General features: G+C 32.1%; 17 protein-coding genes and 7 tRNA genes. 1 reads left to right on the forward strand and 23 read right to left on the reverse strand.

Annotated features, from left to right (window positions below; all coding sequences use genetic code 11):
* Window positions 1-14: 14 nt before the first annotated feature.
* From hpt to spoIIE, 3 genes are all read right to left on the reverse strand, one after another.
* Entirely contained in the window at window positions 15-551 is a 537-nt protein-coding gene (gene hpt / locus BUA82_RS15045) for a hypoxanthine phosphoribosyltransferase (RefSeq protein WP_073010036.1), read from the reverse strand.
* Window positions 548-1975, reverse strand: coding sequence for a tRNA lysidine(34) synthetase TilS (gene tilS, locus BUA82_RS15050; protein WP_242948987.1), 1428 nt, complete (start codon window positions 1973-1975; stop codon window positions 548-550). The genes hpt and tilS overlap by 4 nt, the downstream gene beginning before the upstream one ends.
* A gap of 255 nt (window positions 1976-2230) precedes the next feature.
* Window positions 2231-4609 carry a stage II sporulation protein E gene (gene spoIIE / locus BUA82_RS15055; RefSeq protein WP_073010042.1) on the reverse strand — a complete coding sequence of 793 codons (2379 nt, stop codon included), beginning with the start codon at window positions 4607-4609 and terminating at the stop codon, window positions 2231-2233.
* 485 nt (window positions 4610-5094) lie between these two features.
* On the opposite strand from spoIIE, the gene BUA82_RS15060 reads away from it, so the two are divergent.
* Window positions 5095-5760 (forward strand): FMN-dependent NADH-azoreductase, encoded by a 666-nt coding sequence (locus tag BUA82_RS15060; RefSeq protein WP_073010045.1) that lies wholly within the window; start codon window positions 5095-5097, stop codon window positions 5758-5760.
* A 267-nt stretch (window positions 5761-6027) separates the two neighbouring features.
* On the opposite strand, the gene BUA82_RS15065 is transcribed toward BUA82_RS15060, so the two are convergent.
* The 20 genes from BUA82_RS15065 to BUA82_RS15160 form a co-directional block, all read right to left on the reverse strand.
* Window positions 6028-6104: transfer RNA gene (locus tag BUA82_RS15065), tRNA-Met, on the reverse strand.
* 26 nt (window positions 6105-6130) lie between these two features.
* Window positions 6131-6206, reverse strand: a tRNA-Met gene (locus tag BUA82_RS15070).
* Between the two features lie 49 nt (window positions 6207-6255).
* Window positions 6256-6331, reverse strand: a tRNA-Met gene (locus BUA82_RS15075).
* Window positions 6332-6338: 7 nt separating this feature from the next.
* Window positions 6339-6427 (reverse strand) — tRNA-Leu (locus BUA82_RS15080).
* A gap of 5 nt (window positions 6428-6432) precedes the next feature.
* A tRNA-Met gene (locus BUA82_RS15085) sits at window positions 6433-6509 on the reverse strand.
* A 16-nt stretch (window positions 6510-6525) separates the two neighbouring features.
* Window positions 6526-6601: transfer RNA gene (locus BUA82_RS15090), tRNA-Met, on the reverse strand.
* Between the two features lie 7 nt (window positions 6602-6608).
* Window positions 6609-6697 (reverse strand) — tRNA-Leu (locus BUA82_RS15095).
* A 182-nt stretch (window positions 6698-6879) separates the two neighbouring features.
* Window positions 6880-7293 (reverse strand): S1 domain-containing RNA-binding protein, encoded by a 414-nt coding sequence (locus tag BUA82_RS15100; RefSeq protein ID WP_073010048.1) that lies wholly within the window; start codon window positions 7291-7293, stop codon window positions 6880-6882.
* A gap of 58 nt (window positions 7294-7351) precedes the next feature.
* Window positions 7352-7645, reverse strand: a complete 294-nt coding sequence (locus BUA82_RS15105) for an FtsB family cell division protein (protein ID WP_073010051.1) — start codon at window positions 7643-7645, stop codon at window positions 7352-7354.
* A gap of 102 nt (window positions 7646-7747) precedes the next feature.
* Window positions 7748-8143, reverse strand: a complete 396-nt coding sequence (gene yabQ, locus BUA82_RS15110) for a spore cortex biosynthesis protein YabQ (RefSeq protein ID WP_073010054.1) — start codon at window positions 8141-8143, stop codon at window positions 7748-7750.
* A gap of 8 nt (window positions 8144-8151) precedes the next feature.
* Window positions 8152-8445 carry a sporulation protein YabP gene (gene yabP / locus BUA82_RS15115; protein WP_073010057.1) on the reverse strand — a complete coding sequence of 98 codons (294 nt, stop codon included), beginning with the start codon at window positions 8443-8445 and terminating at the stop codon, window positions 8152-8154.
* 132 nt (window positions 8446-8577) lie between these two features.
* Complete coding sequence (locus BUA82_RS15120) at window positions 8578-8838, reverse strand: RNA-binding S4 domain-containing protein (RefSeq protein WP_073010060.1); 261 nt, start codon at window positions 8836-8838, stop codon at window positions 8578-8580.
* Between the two features lie 387 nt (window positions 8839-9225).
* The gene (locus tag BUA82_RS15125) at window positions 9226-9552 is read right to left on the reverse strand and encodes an HU family DNA-binding protein (protein WP_178140755.1); all 327 of its coding nucleotides are present in this window, start codon (window positions 9550-9552) and stop codon (window positions 9226-9228) included.
* Between the two features lie 175 nt (window positions 9553-9727).
* Window positions 9728-11188: a bifunctional methyltransferase/pyrophosphohydrolase YabN gene (gene yabN, locus BUA82_RS15130; protein ID WP_073010066.1), complete on the reverse strand. Its 1461-nt coding sequence runs from the start codon at window positions 11186-11188 to the stop codon at window positions 9728-9730.
* Window positions 11189-11200: 12 nt separating this feature from the next.
* Window positions 11201-12748 carry a putative polysaccharide biosynthesis protein gene (locus BUA82_RS15135; protein ID WP_073010069.1) on the reverse strand — a complete coding sequence of 516 codons (1548 nt, stop codon included), beginning with the start codon at window positions 12746-12748 and terminating at the stop codon, window positions 11201-11203.
* Window positions 12749-12861: 113 nt separating this feature from the next.
* Window positions 12862-13416, reverse strand: a complete 555-nt coding sequence (gene spoVT, locus BUA82_RS15140; protein WP_073010072.1) for a stage V sporulation protein T — start codon at window positions 13414-13416, stop codon at window positions 12862-12864.
* 212 nt (window positions 13417-13628) lie between these two features.
* Window positions 13629-14642, reverse strand: a complete 1014-nt coding sequence (locus BUA82_RS15145) for a peptidylprolyl isomerase (RefSeq protein ID WP_073010075.1) — start codon at window positions 14640-14642, stop codon at window positions 13629-13631.
* Window positions 14643-14793: 151 nt separating this feature from the next.
* Window positions 14794-18312 carry a transcription-repair coupling factor gene (mfd, locus tag BUA82_RS15150; RefSeq protein WP_073010078.1) on the reverse strand — a complete coding sequence of 1173 codons (3519 nt, stop codon included), beginning with the start codon at window positions 18310-18312 and terminating at the stop codon, window positions 14794-14796.
* 78 nt (window positions 18313-18390) lie between these two features.
* Window positions 18391-18954, reverse strand: a complete 564-nt coding sequence (gene pth, locus BUA82_RS15155) for an aminoacyl-tRNA hydrolase (RefSeq protein WP_073010081.1) — start codon at window positions 18952-18954, stop codon at window positions 18391-18393.
* Between the two features lie 270 nt (window positions 18955-19224).
* Entirely contained in the window at window positions 19225-20286 is a 1062-nt protein-coding gene (locus BUA82_RS15160) for a S1C family serine protease (protein WP_073010084.1), read from the reverse strand.
* Window positions 20287-20396: the final 110 nt, after the last annotated feature.

Genomic DNA, 20396 nt, shown 5'->3' on the forward strand with positions numbered 1-20396 from the left:
ATAAATAATATTAATTATTTATAAATTTCTTCTTTTAAAACCCCTATAAATGGGGCATTACGGTACTTCTCAGCATAGTCAATACCATAGCCTACAATAAACTTATCAGGCACATTAAAACCTAAGTATTTAATATCTACTGCCAACTTTCTTCTAGATGGTTTACTAAGTAGTGACACTATAGCTACACTGTTAGCTTTTCTAGCTTTTAAATACTTTAGTAGATATTTTAATGTGTTTCCTGTATCCACTATATCTTCTACAATTAATAAATCCTTGCCCTCAATATCATAATCTAAATCCTTTATTATTTTTACAATACCTGAACTTTCAGTGGAAGTTCCATAAGAGGATACCGCCATAAAATCAAGTACACAAGGAATATCTATATACTTTATAAGATCGGAGGTAAAAACTACTGAGCCTTTTAAAACCCCTACTACCACTAAATCCTTGTCTTTATAATCATCGCTTATTTGTTTTGCTAACTCTTTAACCTTAGATAAAATTTGCTCCTCAGTAAAAAGTATCTCCTTAAAATCTTCCCTCATTCAAAAAATGCCTCGCTTTCAAGTTTTATTTGTAGTATATTTTTTGTATTTTTATCTACTTTATATTTATCGCTTATATTGTAACCTATTATCCAAGCTATATCATCATCAAAGCATAGTAAAGGAATGTCATTTCTTTTATCTTGAGGAACTTTTAAATCTATAAAAAGATCCTTTAACTTTTTACTTCCTTTCATACCTAGTGGTGAAAACCTGTCTCCTGCTTTTCTGTTCCTTAATAATATACTACCTTTAATTTTATCTAAATCAAAGTATTTTGTAGTATTATTTGTTTTTAAATTTAATGATGGCTTTAACTCCAAGCGCTTAATGTTTAAATTAAGTCTAAAATCCTGTAAATAAATATTAAATCCTTCATAAAGTTTACTTTTAATATCATTAATGTTTTCTATTATATACTTTTCATTAAAAACTAATTCTCCTTTAGAATCCTTTTTAAAAAAATATATATCATAATATCTATTTTCAGCACATATTCCCCCTGGAAGGTTTATACTTCTTCCAGTACCTTGCTTCTGCAAAAATATAATATCATCCACATGAACCTTTTGAAAGTTAGAATGTATTCCTGAAAATTCATTGTAAGCTTTTCTTATAAGCCTACTAAGTATAGCTTTGTGAAGTTTGAAGGCATCCTTATGTATTAAAAGCCCTTCCTCATTAGCATTACAAAATATATTATAATTTATGTCCACCTGTTCTTGAATATAATCATTATCAGAATCAATAAGATAAGCTAATCTATTAAGTGTAGATATAATATTGGAATTAAAATTTTCTTCTATGTAGGGTAATAACTGAAGTCTTATTTTATTTCTATAATATATATCTTCTAAATTAGTTTTATCTATCCTTGGGTTTAAATTATTAATTCTGCAATACTCCTCTATTTCCTCACGGCTTAAACAGAGTATAGGTCTAATAAATATCCCTTCCCTTATAGGTTTTATCCCTCTAAGGCCTTCACTTCCAGTGCCTCTCATGAACCTCATTAATATAGTTTCCGCCTGATCATTTGCGTTGTGAGCTACAGCAATCTTATGAATTTGATACTTATTTTTTATTTCATCAAAAAATTCATACCTAGCTTCTCTTCCTGCCATTTCTACAGAAATTCCTCTCTTTGCAGCCAGGGCATTAATATCCACTCTTTTAGAAAAAAAAGGAATGTTTAATCTTCTGCATAGCTCTTCTGAATAAGCTTCATCTTTATCTGCTTCTTCTCCTCTAAGGCAATGATTTAAATGAGCTGCAAAACATTGTATATTTAACTTCTCTTGAAGATTATAAAGGATATGAATAAGACAAACAGAATCAGGCCCTCCTGACAAAGCTACCAGGACCTTTTCTCCTGATTTCAGCATGGAATGTTCGTTTATATAACTAAGAGCCTTATCAACCAAAATGCAACACATCCATCTATAAGAATTTGAAACTTTATAAATATCATTAATTTTTAATTATATTATTATAACATAATAAATTGTATTTTCTACACTAAAATAATTTAATTATAAATATTCGTTAAACTATCTAAATTTAATAGCCTATTACAAAAAGATAATAGCATAAAACTATAAGTAATATAAAGTTAAAATTACATCTCAACAATAAATCCGGTATTTTTATAAAACACCGGATTTATTGTTGAACAAATATTAGTATATTCCATACACCTTAGACACCAGTATGGTCATATCATCCTTAGGCTTTCCCCCTGATAGCTCTTTTGCTTTATCTAATATTTCAACCACAAGCTCCTTGGGGTTAGCACATTTAGTCTCTTTAAGAAAGCTACATATCCAATCATTGCTAACTGCACTTTTACTGTTAACATCTAAAATACCATCACTAATAGATATAACTATATCCCCATTTTTTAGTTTCTTTTCAATTATGTCCACATCTGGCTTATCTAAAACCCCTATGGGTAAAGTTTTTGAATTTATTATCTCTAATTTATTTCCTCTTTTTATAAAGCTTGCAGCAGCCCCCACCTTCATAAAAACTGAATCTCCACTATAAAGATCTATGCTATTTAAGTCCAAAGTCGAAAATTTTTCTTCTTCATCAAACCTCATACTAATAATAGAATTAACGGTGTTAATAGCTGTAATACTATTAAACCCAGCCTCTTCAAACTTTTCTATAAGCTCTACAGCCGCTTTACTATCCTTGCCAGCTTCTGCTCCAGAGCCCATGCCATCGCTTATAATGGTAATATGATTTCCATCCCGCATCCTTCCGAAGCTATAACTATCACCAATATAGCTTTCACCAGTTTTACATGCAGTAGCAGCGTAGGTAGCCACATGAAATTTAGGGGTTTCTTCAAATACTACACTGCATTTATTTGTTTCAGCATTTATCAAACAACCTTCTCCACTTATACACATAGTTTTATTTACTGCTTCGTTAATAATTGGTAGTAATTGTTTAACACAGGGTTGTCCACCACTGCAAGCTTCCATGGTGATTTTTATATTTAACCTTCCTTTTTTATCGCAATAACAAAATATATCTGAATATTTTACTTGAGCTTTACTTAAAGTCTTTATAAGAAGCTTCTCAATATCGTGGTTAAATACTACTTCTGAGTTAAAATCCTTTACTATTTCAGAAAGGGTATCTGACATGCCAGTTATTTGAGAAGAGAGCATTTTTCGCCCCTCTACTAAGCGACTTCTCCACATTTCATCTATTATATGGTTGTTTACAATATTCTCTGCCTCTTTAGTTAATGCGGTTCTCTTTATGCATTTTTTATTAATCTCCTGGGGAATAACGTAACTTTTATCATGAAAATTTTCAATAAGCTCTGAAAAGGCACTATAGGTATAGTGTAATTCTCTTTTCCAACATATATTTCTCATGTCACAGCTGCTACATACCCTATCAGCTAAATTTTCAATAATACCACTACTTTTCCCCTTCATTAGGAGCTTCTCATTGTCCATAAAACCGTTTAAAATATTAGACATAGAATAAAGTATATCATTAAAGCTTTTAAGTCTATCCGTTAAAACTTCTTTAACCTTTGCTAAATGTGATTCATTCATTAAATTTTGTTTCTTTTCCCAATCTATTTCAAAAGAAATAGCAGAATATATCCTTTGTGGAATAATTAGAAATAATACAGAAGTTATTATTCCTTCAATTATTTTAAAATCATTACCTAAATTAGAATACAGCTTCAATATAACGAATAAAATCATATAAGCTAAACATGTTAAATACTTGCCTGTTTCTCTAAATAATCCTGCTATTAATCCACATACTCCATAAACACTTACATATATGTTCATATTATTTGAAGAAATGCCTATAATAACTCCTGCAGCCACACCAGCTGCGGCTCCTATAGAACTTCCATTTACATAAGCCATCATTACCACTACAGTTAAAGCTATAATATTTCTTATGCTTATATCAAAAACAGCCAAGCCCCAAAGTCCCGATACAGCAATGGATATAAGTATGGCCATACTGATAATTTCTTCATTGTTAAATAGATGTTTGGTATTAATTTCTTCAAAGCAGCTAACTGCATATTTAAAAATAAAGTATATAGGTAGTATTATCACCGTTTGTATTAATGACTGTGTTAAATTTACAACTAGGCTATAATGATTTACCAAAAGATTAAATAGTATATTTTCAAATAATATGATAGAAATTAAAAGTATAAACCTTTTATTTCTTGAAATGTTTTTCATTATATACGAGCACCCAGTAATGGAAATAACCAATAAAAGATATATAGACAACCCTTCTATGCTATTTATTAAAGTAATATACCCAATAAGAGCACCCACCCCAGCAAAGAAGGAATGCTTTATATCTTTGCACATTACTATGGCACAAAGAAATGCTAGTCCAAAAGGCGCGCTGCTATTTATTAGCATTACCCTGCTTATGAGCAATGAAAACAACATATAACCTATTATTCTATAAGGCGCAGTGCTTCTTTCTATCCTTTGCTCCTTTTCCTTATTTCTTGCTCTTTTATAAGTTCCTAATTCAATTCCGTATTGCATTTCTTTACCCCCTATATTATTACTAAAACTGAAAGTAAATTAATTATATCAATTATGCATGGGAATATATGTAAATATATCTGCTTTTATTTATTTTTTAATGGACATGATGCACTATATTTTTATACTTTTACCGCTTTAAATGCCAATAAATTCAAAAACTTATAAGTAATAAAAAGACTGTATTGGAAATTATCCACAAAAGCTTTTATTGCTTTAACTGTATTCAATGGTATTTTGTGGATAACTTTTCGTATTTTGTGGGTAACTTATTTATTGTCGTTATGTAAAAAAAACCTTGATTTTATGGAGATAACTTTTTGTAATAAAAAATTTAATGTATTTTATTTTACAAGATATACTACTAATTATGTTATTAGTCATTTATCCACAATATATAATTTTATATCCACGGAATGTGTTCTATTTAGCCTGTATAAGTTAATTATTTGTGCAAATAATAAGATTTATGGAGGTGATATAAAATGAAAAAATTATTATACATAACTGTAAATTCAAAACCCGAAGAAGAGTCTACTAGCAAAACTGCCGGCAGAGAGTTTGTTAACAGATTTTTAGAAGCCAATGAAGACTATACTTTAGAAGAGTTAGACCTTTATAATTCAGAGATTCCTGAACTTAACCATAAACTTTTCTCAGGAAGAGCGGAGCTGGTATCTGGTGCAGCCTACGATGCACTATCAGAAAATGAAAAGAAGCAAATAGATATAGTAAACTCCCTATGCGACCAGTTTCTTAAGGCTGATACCTATGTATTTGCAGTTCTTATGTGGAGTATAAGTTATCCTTCAAGACTTAAAAGATATATTGATTGCATAATCATAAACAATAAAACCATAAAAATATCCCCTGAAGAAGTTAAAGGCTTATTGGATAGTAAAGAGAGAAATATGGTTTATATTCAATCCTCTGGTGGAGTATATCCTAAAATTTTTTCATCTAAATTTGATCACGGTGTAGATTATTTTCATGATATATTCAAATTCTTAGGCATAAACAAATTTGAGAAAATACTCATAGAAGGCGTAGATATGTCTTCCATAGGAAAAGACGAAGCCCTGCACAAAGCCTACAAAGATATGGACAGCATCATCAAGAAACTTTCTCGTGAACTGGTGCTTTCCTTTTAAAACATTATTTGAGTTCTCCTCAAAACTTTATCAGAACTCTTAAGCTCAGTACAAAAAGACCATGATTATAAGCTTCAGCTTATAATCATGGTCTTTTTTAAATTTCAATAGTTTTCTGACGCTCTCTAAGAAAAAGCTCTTCCATGCAAAATTACAAATTAACAATTAAAAAAGCCCCCTAAGGGGATAATTAAAGAAACTCCCCGAGTTTCCTCCTTCATTTTAAATTCTAAATTAAAAAAAGATGCCTAAGCATCTTTTTTACTCTGGTAGCGGAAATAGGACTTGAACCTACGACACTTCGGGTATGAACCGAATGCTCTAGCCAGCTGAGCTATTCCGCCATAATTTTCAATTAGTTTAAGAATAATGGTTGCGGAAATAGGACTTGAACCTATGACCTTCGGGTTATGAGCCCGACGAGCTACCAGCTGCTCCATCCCGCGATATTGGGTAAATTACTCTTTTATAATTTAAAATTAGTCTATAAATAAATGGTTGCGGGGATAGGACTTGAACCTATGACCTTCGGGTTATGAGCCCGACGAGCTACCAGCTGCTCCACCCCGCGACATTATTGGTGCTGAAGACCGGAATCGAACCGGTACGGTGTTTTAGCACCGCAGGATTTTAAGTCCTGTGCGTCTGCCTGTTCCGCCACTTCAGCATGTATGGTAGCGGAAATAGGACTTGAACCTACGACCCTTCGGGTATGAACCGAATGCTCTAGCCAGCTGAGCTATTCCGCCAAATATATAATTTTTATGGTTGCGGGGATAGGACTTGAACCTATGACCTTCGGGTTATGAGCCCGACGAGCTACCAGCTGCTCCACCCCGCGATATTGTTGGTGCTGAAGACCGGAATCGAACCGGTACGGTGTTTTAGCACCGCAGGATTTTAAGTCCTGTGCGTCTGCCTGTTCCGCCACTTCAGCATAATCACCATCTCTGACGACAAGTTTTATTATAAAACATGTTTACTATACTGTCAACTAATTTTTATATAAATATTTTATGGATATTATTGGGCACTGCAATATTGCCCTTTAATTTAGTTTTATAATAGCCTCTTATGAAACATAAGAGGCTTAATATACCATAAATTTAAGCTTTAAACTTAGCCAAAATTTCTTTTGCTATATCCTTTTCCACCCTTAAGATCTTGGTGTTTTTTAACATCTTGAAGCTTTTCTTCGCTTTCTTTCAAAAATCTAGACATTATATCTTCAAAGTTATTGGCATTGTTTGCTTTTTTATCAGAATTCCAATCAAACTCTGCAGGCTTTACAGATTTCTTTCTAATATTTGCTTGTTTTATTGAAAGACTTATTTTGCCATTATCATCTATAGAGATGACTTTTACCTTTACTTTATCCTGCTCTTTAAGATGCAACCTGATGTCCTTTACAAAAGAATCAGCTACTTCTGAGATATGAACTAATCCTGTTTTTCCCTCCACTTCGACAAATGCACCAAAGTTTGTGATGTTTACCACTGTTCCTTCTAAAATGTTTCCTGCCATTAAGGTCATGTTAAAAAGACTCCTCCTTAAAATTTTAAATATTAATATATTATGTTATTTTGTAAACTTATTTATTGTTTTCTGCCTTAGAAGGGGTATCTACAACAGATTCTTCTCCAGGCTTTACATAGCCCAATCGTTCCCGAGCCAGCTTTTCCATGTAGGAAGGGTTAGTTTGGGAAGCTTTTACTTCTTCATTTAATTTATCATTCTTCATCTTAAGAGAATTAAGCTCTGTTTGCTTTTCCTTATATTGGCTTTTAATTCTTCTCATAGTTAACTGCTGGTTGACTACATTATAAATCAACGCTATACACATGAAGCTGATTATTAAGTTTTTGAGAGTTGTCTTTTTTCTCATAACCTTATCCTCTTCCTATACTATGCACTTATTGCGTTTTTGGAGTGCATTATTATATTCTTTCTCATGTTTATTTTAAATTGTATTTCTATTTAATTCAAGTTAATTTTTTGAGACTTTTTTATTTTTATAAAAAAGCAACTTAAAAGGGTATAAAATATGTTTAAATAATATCCTAATAATTCTAAATAATCCACCTACAAGTTTCTTTTCCACCATTATAAACCACTTACTAAACATCCATAAGTAACATATTATTCCCAATATTAAATACATATATACATAAACGCTTAATACAGCATATTGGGTATAAAGTAAAAATACAAATACTATTAGAGCAGAAAGGATCCAAAACAATATATCTTCAATGATCACCAGATACCTAACCACCTTTATTCCTCTAATAAGTCTGTATATATCAAATAAAACCCCAGTGACTATCCCCGAAGCAAAGCTAAATATTATTATTCTAAACTGCATCCATAGAGGTATTACCATGTGCTCACCTACTTAAACAACCTTTTAAATATGCCTTCAGAATCTTTTTTAGGCTGGGTACTTGTATATACAAAGGAATCTATGTTACCCACAATGAGTATATCCCCATTTTGAACATCTAACTTATTCATTTTAAGGCCCTGACCTTTTACGGTGAGCATTCCTAAACATGTGTTTAATAAAATTTTCTCCTCATCAAAGCTTATAACTTCTATAACTCCATTTAAGGACAATTTTTTTCTGCTTTCTAATGCTAAATTGCTTTTCTTTTCTTCTAATTTAACTTCTTTCTTTACCTCCATATAGTATAAAACCTCCTATTCACTTCTATATCAATATATGAAAGAAATAAGAAGTATATACACATAAATAAAAAAGCACAGCATTGATATTTAGTAAAATTCCCAGCTGTACCTTTTAAACTCTATTATTCCTTATTCTTTATCCTCTTCACCTTCAAGAATTTCATACATAGATGATGCTGCATCTTTACGTACATGTTCTGATATATTGGTGATTTTTGCCTTAAGTTTTTTTGAAGCAAAACTAATTTCTATAATGTCTTGTTCTTTTACTTCTGTGCCTGGCTTTGCAACCTTACCATTTATAGTCACTCTACCGCTTTCACAAGCTTCCTTTGCTACAGTTCTTCTTTTAATAATTCTAGAAACCTTAAGATACTTATCTAGCCTCATAATTTAACTCCTTTATAACAAAATTAATTATATAATATTATATCATAGAGTAGGTAAGAAGTAAGTAATAAGTAATAGACCAAGGTAAGAGGTAAGAAGTAAGAAGTAATGAGTAAGAAATAATAAGTAATAGAGAATAGACCAGGTAAGAAGTATAGGTGAAAATTTATTATAATTAAAGTTAAAAAATTAATTATAATAAACTCTCCGAGTTTTATCCTTAACTCTTACCTCTTAGCTCTTACTTCTTACTTCTTACTCATCTACAAATTACTTATAAAAAACTCCCTGAGTTTTATCCCTATCTCTTACCTCTTCACTCTTACTTCTTACCTTTTTCCCCATATAAAAAAGCCTGAGAATGCTCTCAGGCTTATAAGATAGTTATTATTTATTTACTCTATCTTTGAATTCTTTACCAGCTTTGAATACTGGAACTACAGATGCAGGGATTGTTATTGTTTCTTTTGTTCTAGGGTTTCTTCCTTCTCTAGCTGCTCTTTCTCTTGTTTCGAAGGTACCAAATCCAACTAATTGCACCTTTTCACCTTTTTCAAGAGCTTCTTGAACGCTTTCTATAAATCCCTTTAAAGCTGTCTCAGCATCTTTCTTTGTTAATTTGCTTTTTTCAGCAATGCTTGAAATTAATTCTGCTTTATTCACAGTAACATCCTCCTTATAATGAGTTAATAAATTTTTACTCTTTTGGTTTATTATTATGTACTTTCATGATTACATTATCCTATTATAATCCTTGTGGATTCACAAGTCTATAGTTTTTTTCTATGATTTACTATAATTTAAAATTTATAAACAAATAGACAATGTATGCATAAAAGCACTAATAGCAATAGGTTATAATATTCTCCACCTTTACCAAAAATCCTTCTTATTTTTCGTTTTTTTCATATTTTTTTGCTTCATCCCAGTAAAAATCCATGTCTTTTAGAGACATATCATTAAGGGTCTTACCCATGGACATTGCACACTTCTCTACATAAGAAAATCTTTTGATAAATTTATTAGTGGTAGAATTAAGGGCTTCTTCTGGATCTATATTTAAAAATCTACAGGTGTTTACAGCTGCAAAAAGAAGATCTCCCATTTCATCTAGTATTTTTGCCTTGTTTTGTAATTTATATACATCTTTTAATTCTTCTGCTTCTTCAAATATTTTATTTAATGCATCTTCTGCTTTATCCCAATCAAAACCTACCTTAGAAGCCTTTTTTTGGACCTTTTCAGCCCTAATTAGCGCAGGAAGACTCTTTGCTACATGGTTAAGCTCATCTGTAGTGGTTTTAAGTCCTTGCTCTTTACGTTTAAGCTCATCCCAGTTTTTTAATACTTCTTTTGATCCTGAAACCTGAGTATCTCCAAACACATGAGGATGTCTATAAATCATTTTTTTGCTAATGCCCTCTACCACATCGTTTATATTAAAATATCCTTCTTCCTTACCTATGGATGCATGGAACACTACCTGTAAAAGTAAGTCACCTAATTCTTCTACAAGTTTATTATCGTCCATTTCTTCTATAGCTTCAATAACTTCATAACTTTCTTCAATTAAAGCCTTTTTTAGGCTGTCATGAGACTGTTCTCTATCCCAAGGACAACCACCTGGAGCCCTAAGGGTGTCTATTATATCTACAAATTCATAGAAATCTTTCTTATTATCTGGCGCCTCAGGTATGTACAACGAAGTAAGATAGTCTATATCCTCCTGCCAGTCCAGCTCATATAATTTTATTTTCCTTATGGATTCTTCTCCCTTTATTCCTGCAGCACGTACAAAAAATATTTCTGTTTCGTCCTCATAAAAATCTAAAAGCTTTATTTTTACTTCTGAAGCTATAAACTTATTATATACTTGGGTTATCACTGTACCAACCCTTTTATCTGGTATCTGATTTGCCATATCAAAAGCATCTATTAACTTTAATCCTTTTACAGGGTCTAGCTTAAGACTTTCTAGCACCGCATCTATAAAGCTTACTGCAGGGACAATATTCACTTCAATATTTTCTTCTTCTGCCAAGTGAATAAGCAGTTCTACAGATTTTTCTGCCACTAATGGATGCCCTGGTACTGCATATACTAAATCCCCTTTTTCTTTATGCTTTTCCACTAAATCTTTGGCAATAAAATCATAAACCTCATCAAAGCTCTTAAACTTATCATAAGCGTAGTCGTAGGTTAAGTAATTAATTCCTTCATCATTAATAAAGTCAATAGTAGGATGTTTAGCGGTTCTAAGCATTATATCGTCGCTGTTTTTAAGTAGCCTTAAGCTTCCTAAGGTTAGAGCATCTGCTGCTCCGGGTCCGAGACCTATTATGTTAATCATTTGCTTCTCTCCTTATTTTATATGAGTTCTTCTATCAATCTTTTTTATAACATATCCATATTCTATTACTCCAAAAAGCATAATAAATATCACATATATAATAATACCCATAAATATAGATATCAAGCAAGAGATTCCCGTAGAAGCTGTCCTACTTAAAGCAGTAGAATAAGTATATAATACTCCAAGTATCATTATTATAGATGCATAAACTGGCCTCACAAACAATTTATAATAATCTAATTTAACATACAGTTTCTTCTGCATATCTAAAATATTTAAAAAAGCTGATGTAATATAGGCTGCTATAGAAGCTATCACAGCTCCAAATATATTTATTTCAGGCATTGGTACAAGTATTAATGTAATTACAACCTTTACTACACAAGCTATCAAAATATTAATTACTGGCTTTATATAATGTCCAGTGGCTTGTAAAATAGCCGTAGTGGTTTGGGTTATTATTATGAATGGTACAATTAATGATAGGTATTTTAATATAAGATACCCCTCACCCTTTCCAGGAAATATAAGATTAAATATTGGACCGGCCATATAGTATAAACCTAGGGTACAAGGCAGTGCTATGGCTGCAGATAATTTAATTGACATCTCTATTTTATAATATATCTCTTCTCTTCTTCTTAAGGCATAAGCCTCAGCGATAATAGGAACTATAGAATACCCCAAGGCTACTGAGAGGGTTAAAGGTATATTTACAAGAAGCCCTGCCTTACCAGTTAGCTGAGCAAATAAAACCGTAGCATGGTTTTGAGTAAACCCTGCATCTAAAAGTTTTTGAGGTACTAAAGCAGAATCTATAAGCCCCATGATACTGGCGGCTGCAGCACCCATGGAAATTGGCATAGCAATTTTTAAAAGCTTATTCATAATGTAGCTATTTACCCTTAACTTTTTTACAGGCATGTTTGTCTTAAACTTAAGATATTTACCTATTAGATATATATTGCCTAATATCCCCCCAGCAGTGGCTCCAAAAGCTGCTCCTGCCGCTGAATACTCAATACCTTTAGGGTATAATATAAAAGCTAGTGCAACTCCTCCAATAACCCTTCCTATCTGTTCTATAATTTGAGATATAGCTGTAGGATTCATATTCTGCTGTCCTTGAAAGAACCCCCTAAACACATCCATAACATATATAACCATAGGGGCAAAGGAAATCCCTATAAGAGAATAATACGCCTTGTCATCCCATTTTAATATGGATACTATGGGCTTTGCAAAAACGAAAAGTATTATTGAAAGGCCTGTCCCTAAAAATATCATAAGTTTTAAAGCTTCTCTAAACACCTGAAAGCTTCCTTCAATATCATTAACTGCATTCTTTTCAGACACTAGCTTGGAAACAGCTAAAGGCACTCCAGCAGCTGCAGATATGAAAAACATATATAAAGGATAAGACATTTGATAAAGTCCTACTCCTTCTTCTCCTATTAACATTATTAATGGCCATCTAAAAAATAGCCCTAAAAATTTTGCAAATATTCCTGCTATTCCAAGTATTAATGTACCCTTAATCAAAGACTGTTTTTTCATATAATACCTCCAAATTTTAATGGTACTATTAATTTTTATTTAAAATCAGGAGGTATTATTCCATTTTAATTAATTATGTAATTATAATTTATACTGTTATAACTAATATACTACTATTGCTCCATTTGTTTTCCTAAGAAAGCGGATGCGGTTTCAGCAAGCTTCATTTCCAGCTCACCTAGTTTTTCTCCTCCCTGCTTGGATATAATCATTACAGCTCCAATAGCATCTCCTTCAGCTATTATAGGAGAAATAACCTGACTAAAATATTTATCTTGTGGCTCTTCTTCGCTATATAGTGGAATTACCTTTCCATTAGTGTCTCCCAAAATAACAGTTTTTCTGTTTTCTATTATCTTTTCTAACTCTCCACTGATTTTCTTCTCTAAGTAGTCTTTCTTTGTAGCCCCGCTTACGGAAATAAAAGCATCTTTATCTGTAATAAGAACTATGTGTCCTACCACTTGCTGAAGTGATTCAGCATATTCCTTTGAAAAATCTGTTAATTCTTCAATGGGAGAGTACTTTTTAAGTATTACTCCTCCTTCTCTGTCAGTGAAGATTTCTAATGGATCTCCTTCTCTTATCCTTAAGGTTCTCCTTATTTCTTTTGGAATAACTACTCTACCAAGGTCGTCGATACGTCTAACAATTCCTGTAGCCTTCATAATATAAACACTCCTCCTTGTACTTTTCTAAATTATATGGTGCTGTACTAGTATTATTTGAAAGATATGAAATTTTATACACAATTGCTCATTTTTATTTCTTATAACCAAAATAATGAATAAAAAAAAGTTTATCTCTAAAATAAATTTAGAGATAAACTTTTTTTTAATTTGATACTTTGCAGTTTAACACATATAAATTATTATAATTATTATTTATTAACTTCGTCTAATTTTTCTGAATACATTTTTACCTTAAGTTCCTTTTTCCACTCTTCAAGCTTTTTAGTGTATACATCATTCTTTTCCTTTGTAGTTAAGTAATCCTTAATGTCATCTTTAACTGCGCTAAGTTCAGTTACCTTAGGTTCAGTCTTTATCTCTGTAGCTTTAATCAAATGGAATCCATGTTGAGTTTTTACAGGACCTGATATCTCTCCTTCTTTAAGATCCTTAGCACCCTTCATAAAGTCAGCATCATAGTCTTTAGTGTCATATTCAATAAATCCTAAATCTCCACCTACATCCTTAGTTCCATCTGTTCCATATTTCTTAGCTAAATCTTCAAATTTTGCACCTTTATTTAATTGATTTTTAATGTCCTTTGCTTCATCCTCAGTTTTAACTAAGATGTGAGCAAGCTTTGCTCCTGGTTTTTGTGTAAATTGATCTTTATTTTCATCATAATACTTTTGAATAGCTTCATCAGTTATCTTTATATCCTTGAACATATCATCAAGAACTTTAGTCATTATAACTTGATCTTTAAGATAAACCTTAACGGAGTCTTCTGTAAAATTAGCTGCTTTTAAAGCTTCTTTAAACTGAGCATCATCATTGCCATACATAGCTTTAATTTCTTTTAATTTAGCATCCACTTCTTCTTGAAGTTTTGCTTCTTCAGGAACTAATTTTAAATCCTTAGCCTTTTGTAAAAATATCTTTTCTGAAACCATATTATCAAGATTTTGAGTTTGTTGTTGTTTAAAGGCTTCTTTTGCTTGCTCATTTTTTAAATAATCATCACCATATTGCTTTTTTAAACTGTCTATAACAGGAACCATTCTTTCATCAAGTTGTCCCTTTGTAATCTTATCATTGCCTATTTTTGCTAATACCGTGTTTTGTATTGCTTCAGGTGTTTTTTCTACTAAATTGCAGCCTGCTAAAGACAGTGCCATTAAGCCTGCAACAGTGATGCTAACTAACTTTTTAATATTTTTCACTGCGTTTCCCCCGCTTCTTTCTGTAGATTTAATTTGTTAATAAAATAGCATGTAATCATTATAATTTTTTTTGCTATACATTGCAAATTTATATTAAACACATAGTTAAGTATAACAATATCAGAATTTTATTTCAAACTAATATTGCCATTTATTTTTGACTTTCTAGCATAAATTCTAGTAATTCCTTAAAAACAGCCAACATATCTTCCTTTTTAATCTCATTTAGTTTATAAGCAAAGGAAGGTTTTTCTCCCAGTTTAAACACAATCTTCTTATGATATTTGTCCATTAAGGCTTTAAACAGCTTTTGATCTGTTCTTTCTCTACTTTCAAACTGGAATATTACCTCCATGGCACTTTCTTTTATTTCTTCCATGCCTAAAAGCTTACCCCTGCTTCTAATATAAGATATATCCATTAAATTATATACACTTTGAGGAATATAGGAGTATCTATCTTCCAATTCTTCCTTTACATCCATATAATCATCAAGATTTTCTATGGCTGCAATCTTTTTGTATATTTCAATTTTTTGAATTTCATCTTCTATATAATTTCCTGGAATATATGCATCAATTTTAATATCCACCGTAGTTTCTACAGGTTCTTGCTCTATTTCTCCCCTTACAAGTTTTACGGTATCTTCTAACATTCTGCAATACAAGTCGTATCCTACTGCAGCCATATGTCCATGCTGTGCGGAGCCCATCATATTCCCAGCCCCTCTTATTTCCAAGTCCCTCATGGCTATCTTAAAACCTGAACCAAGCTCTGTAAAGTCTTTCAGAGCTCTTAGCCTTTTTTCTGCTACCTCTGTGAGTATCTTATCTTTTTTATATACAAAATATGCATAAGCTATTCTGTTAGATCTTCCAACCCTACCTCTAAGCTGATAAAGTTGTGAAAGTCCTAATTTGTCTGCATCATTTACTATCATAGTATTAACATTAGGTATGTCAATACCTGTTTCTATGATAGTGGTGCATAAAAGCACATCATACTCCTTATTCATAAAGGCTATCATTTCTTTTTCCAGTTCTTTTTCAGTCATCTGACCATGAGCTACTGCAATTCTAGCTTCAGGAACTAAGTTTTGAAGGAATGCGGCCATATTTTTAATCTCTTCTACTCTGTTGTATACAAAATATATCTGACCATCCCTGTTTATTTCCCTTAGAATAGCATCCCTTATAAGTTGATCATTAAATTCTACCACATAGGTTTGTATAGGATATCTTTCTTCTGGAGGGGTTTCAATAACGCTGATATCTCTAACTCCAGTAAGAGACATATTCAAGGTTCTAGGTATAGGCGTAGCACTCATGGTAAGTACATCCACATTCTTTTTTAAGGCCTTCATCTTTTCCTTTTGAGCCACGCCAAACCTTTGCTCCTCATCCACTATTAAAAGCCCTAAATCTTTAAATTCTATATCTTTAGAAACCAACCTATGAGTTCCTACTAAAATGTCCACATTACCTTCCTTAACAGCTTTTAAGGTAGCCTTTTGCTGGGCAGAAGAACGAAACCTGCTTACCATATCTACAGTAATAGGAAAATCAGAAAATCTTCTTTTCATAGTCTGATAATGCTGTTCGGCCAATATGGTAGTAGGTACTAGCATGGCAACCTGCTTACCATCCATAACGGATTTAAATGCAGCTCTAAGAGCAACTTCTGTTTTTCCGTATCCCACGTCCCCACAAAGAAGTCTGTCCATAGGCTTATCAGATTCCATATCATTTTTGATTTCCTCTAAAGAAGTAAGTTGGTCTGGGGTTTCTTCGTAAGGAAATTCATCTTCGAACTGTCTTTGCCACTGTGTATCCTTTGCAAACTTATATCCTCTTAATGTAGACCTAGCAGCATAAAGCTTTACTAAATCCTCTGCTATTTCATTAATAGATTTCTTTACTTTAGCTTTAGCTTTAGCCCATTCTGAGCCTCCAAGCTTATTTATTCTAGGAGATTTTCCTTCCCCGCCGATATATTTTTGAACTAAATCTAACTGTTCTACAGGAACATATAATTTATCACCTTTTTCATACCCAATATCCAAATAATCTCTTGTATGCCCCTGAACTTCAATTTGCTTTATACCTTTATATACGCCTATACCATGATTTACATGTACTACATAATCTCCTGGTTTTAATTCTGCAAAGCTCTTTATCTTTGCCACACCTTTTGAAGTATTTTTGCGCTTTTTTATTTTTCTTTTGGATTCACCAAAAACTTCTTTATCTGAAATTACGCATAGCTTTAAATCTGGAAATTCAAATCCTTTTAAAAGATTTCCAAAAGTTATAACAACTTCTCCCAAATTTATATTAGATACAATATCTCTATATACGCTTTCTATTCCTCTGTCCCTTAAGGTATCCACAAGTCTTTCTCCCCTAGGTCTTGTACCTGAAAGAATAAGAGTCCTATACCCCTTAGCTTTTTTATCCTTAATATCTTCTATAAGCAGGTCTAGCTGTCCATGGTAGTTATGAAGGGTTATCTCTGAAAAGCTTATTATGCTTCTAGGAGGAAGGTGTTTTGTAGACTTAGCTAAGCTATCCATTATTATAGTTTTGCTAGCTTCTAAGTTTTCTATTATAGCTTCCTTGGATAAAAGAAGCTTACCTTGGGACGGCAAAATGTCCCCTCTCTGAAGAAATGCTTTATAGTTTTCTTCAAACTCAAAATAAACGCTATCTAGTTTTCCAAAACTCCTTCTATTATCATCAATGATTACATAGCTGTCCCACATATAATCTATAAAGCTAGATGGCTTGTGAAAGAAGAATGGTAAGTAACTATCAATGGTCTCAAAGGACCAAGTTTCCTTAAGGCTCTCCATATTTGCTTTTACCACGGCGGTAACTTTTTTTATAACCTCTTTATCCTTAGAGTTTTTAGGTGAAGAAATGAATTCTTCCAGCTCTTTTTCCATACTATTATACGCACTTTTTATAGTTTCTTCATTTAGTATTATTTCCTTTGCAGGGAATATCTCAATACTCTTTACTTTATCTATACTCCTTTGAGTATCTACATTAAAAGTCCTAATAGAATCTACCTCTTCATCAAACAATTCGACCCTAAAGGGCAAAGATGAGTCTGGGGGATATATATCCATTATCCCTCCTCTAATAGAAAACTGCCCTTTTCCATCTACCATGTCCATTCTTTCATATCCAGATTCTATAAGCTTTTCACCCAATTTTTTAAAGTCAATTACATCCCCTATAGTAAATTTAAAGCTATGACTTTCATATAGTTCTTTTGGAGTATAAATAGAAGCTAATGCCTCAATAGATGCAACCACTATTTTTTTACCAGGCTTTAGCATCTCCTTTATAACCTTTAACCTAGCCCATCTTAAATCTCCAGAAATAGCATCTATATTATAAAAAACCACTTCTTTCCCTGGAAAATAGTATACTTCATTTATATAAAGAGAAATATCTTCATAGATATTTTTAGCCTCCATATCACTATGGGTAAAAATAAAAAGAGGTTTATCTATTTCCTCATATATTCCGTTTATTATGTAGGACCTTGCCGATTCTGAAGTTCCATAAATACCTATAGGAAAATTATTATTTTCCAAGGACTTTTTAAATTCTATGAATTTCCCACTATTCTTTATGGGCTCCATTAATCCACTTAATCTCATACTCACACCACCTTTTCAGTCCATTTAAGCAAAGTAATAAGCCTTAACCTAAGCATTGAGGCTAAAGCTATTTAATATTTATTCAGCTTTAAAACTATTAAATTTATTCATGGCTCCTTGAATACCTTCTTTTATAATAGAAACAGCAGCATCCGATGCAGCTTCTAGTGATTTTTCCATTAGATCTCTGTCTTCCTTAGAAAATTTACCCAGCACATGATTAACTAAATTTTTATCAGGCTGACCTACACCAATTTTTATTCTAGGAAACACATCACCACAATGGGATATAATGCTTTTTATGCCATTATGACCCCCTGCACTACCTTTAGTTCGTATTCTTAATCTACCTACTTCAAGGCTTATATCGTCATATATTATTATTATTTCTTCAGGAGATAACTTATAAAAGTCCATTAACTCCCTTACGCTCTCTCCGCTAAGATTCATATAGGTGGTAGGTTTTAGAAGCATTACCTTTTTTCCTTCTATAAAGCCTTCCCCTACTATACCTTTAAATTTTATCCTATTTATATCAATGTTATACTTTTTTGAAATATAATCTAATGCATCATATCCTGCATTATGTCTTGTATTTTCATATTCCTTTCCAGGATTACCTAATCCAACTATTGCATACATCAAGACTCCAACCTTTCAGCTAAAAATGTTCATTTTACCATGAATTTAATATTACTCTTAATAGCCCTTATTAAATCATTCTCTATATATGATATATTAAAAGTAGAAAATAATAAAGAGACTTCTCAAGTCTCTTTATTCATACTATTGAAAAAGCACCCCATTAAAAAATAGTGGATTTTTCTATTTTATCTTTTCACATTGTAAGTTTTTATGATGCTTTTTTAGAAAAACATCCTTCATTCTACATTCTAAATTTTCAATTTTAATTTATTTACTCGCTTCTCCCAGCTCTACTGAAAGCAGCTGTGCTTTTCCATCTCTCCATATTTTACAGCTTACCACATCTCCAACTTTTTTCTTTTCTAATATACTATATATATCTTCAAGTTTTTTAACCTTCTTACCATCCAGCTCAATTATTATATCTGTGGCCTTTATACCAGCTTTTGCCGAACCGCTGTCGTGGGTTACACTTTGAACATAAACACCTTCAATATCCCCCTGCTCATTGGGTATTAATGTACCTCCTGTAAAGCCGAGAGAAGGTCTTTTAACCTCTCCATAGCTAAGCAAAGAATCCACTATTTTGTTTATCTCTTCTATGGCAATGGCATGACTTAACCCTGCTGCATTAAATTTTCCATCTATATTCTTGGAGTTTATTGCCAAAACTTCTCCAGATGAGTTACATATAATTCCACCATCATTATATACATTTAAGTTTAAGTCCGTCTGAAGTAATGCATACGCACTTTTTTCTCCAGACTTAGGATTACCTACCTCCATCTTTTTTGTAGTTGAGCTTATAGTTCCTGTGGTAACAGTTCCGATATATTCTTCACCACTGCTGTTTGCCATAGAAATAACCATATCACCTATTTTAGCGTTAGAAACCTTACCAAACTTTGCCGCGGTAAGATTATCGGTATTAATTTTAATTATTGCCAAATCTGAAGGTTTGTCATATCCCACAACTTTCCCTTCAAAAGGTTTGGACCCTTGACCTGGAAGCTTAACTAGTATCTTTTGAAACTTTTCTATAATATGATAGTTAGTTAATATATATCCATCACTTCTAATAATAAGCCCTGAACCATTGGTAGTATTATCTAAAGAGTTTTTTACAAAGCTTTCTTCACTACTGCCTATGCCTACTACTGAGGGTGCTGTGACTTGAACTATACTATATATAGAATTAACTTGAAAGCTTGAACTTTTAGGATCTCTCTCTAAAATTATGGTTTGAGAACTTCCTGTTTTTACATTGGTATTATTGAGGTTTTTAACAAAATAATATGCGGAAACATATCCAGAAATTATAGCTATCATCACTACTGCAATAGCTTTGAAAAGATATTTTAATTTTCTTTTAGTAGTATCTTGCCTAAACTTTATTTCTCCTTCTAATCTCTGTTTTTTGTCTGTTTACTAACATCTTT

This window comes from Clostridium amylolyticum (assembly GCF_900142075.1).
Taxonomy (GTDB): Bacteria; Bacillota; Clostridia; order Clostridiales; family Clostridiaceae; genus Clostridium_AA; species Clostridium_AA amylolyticum.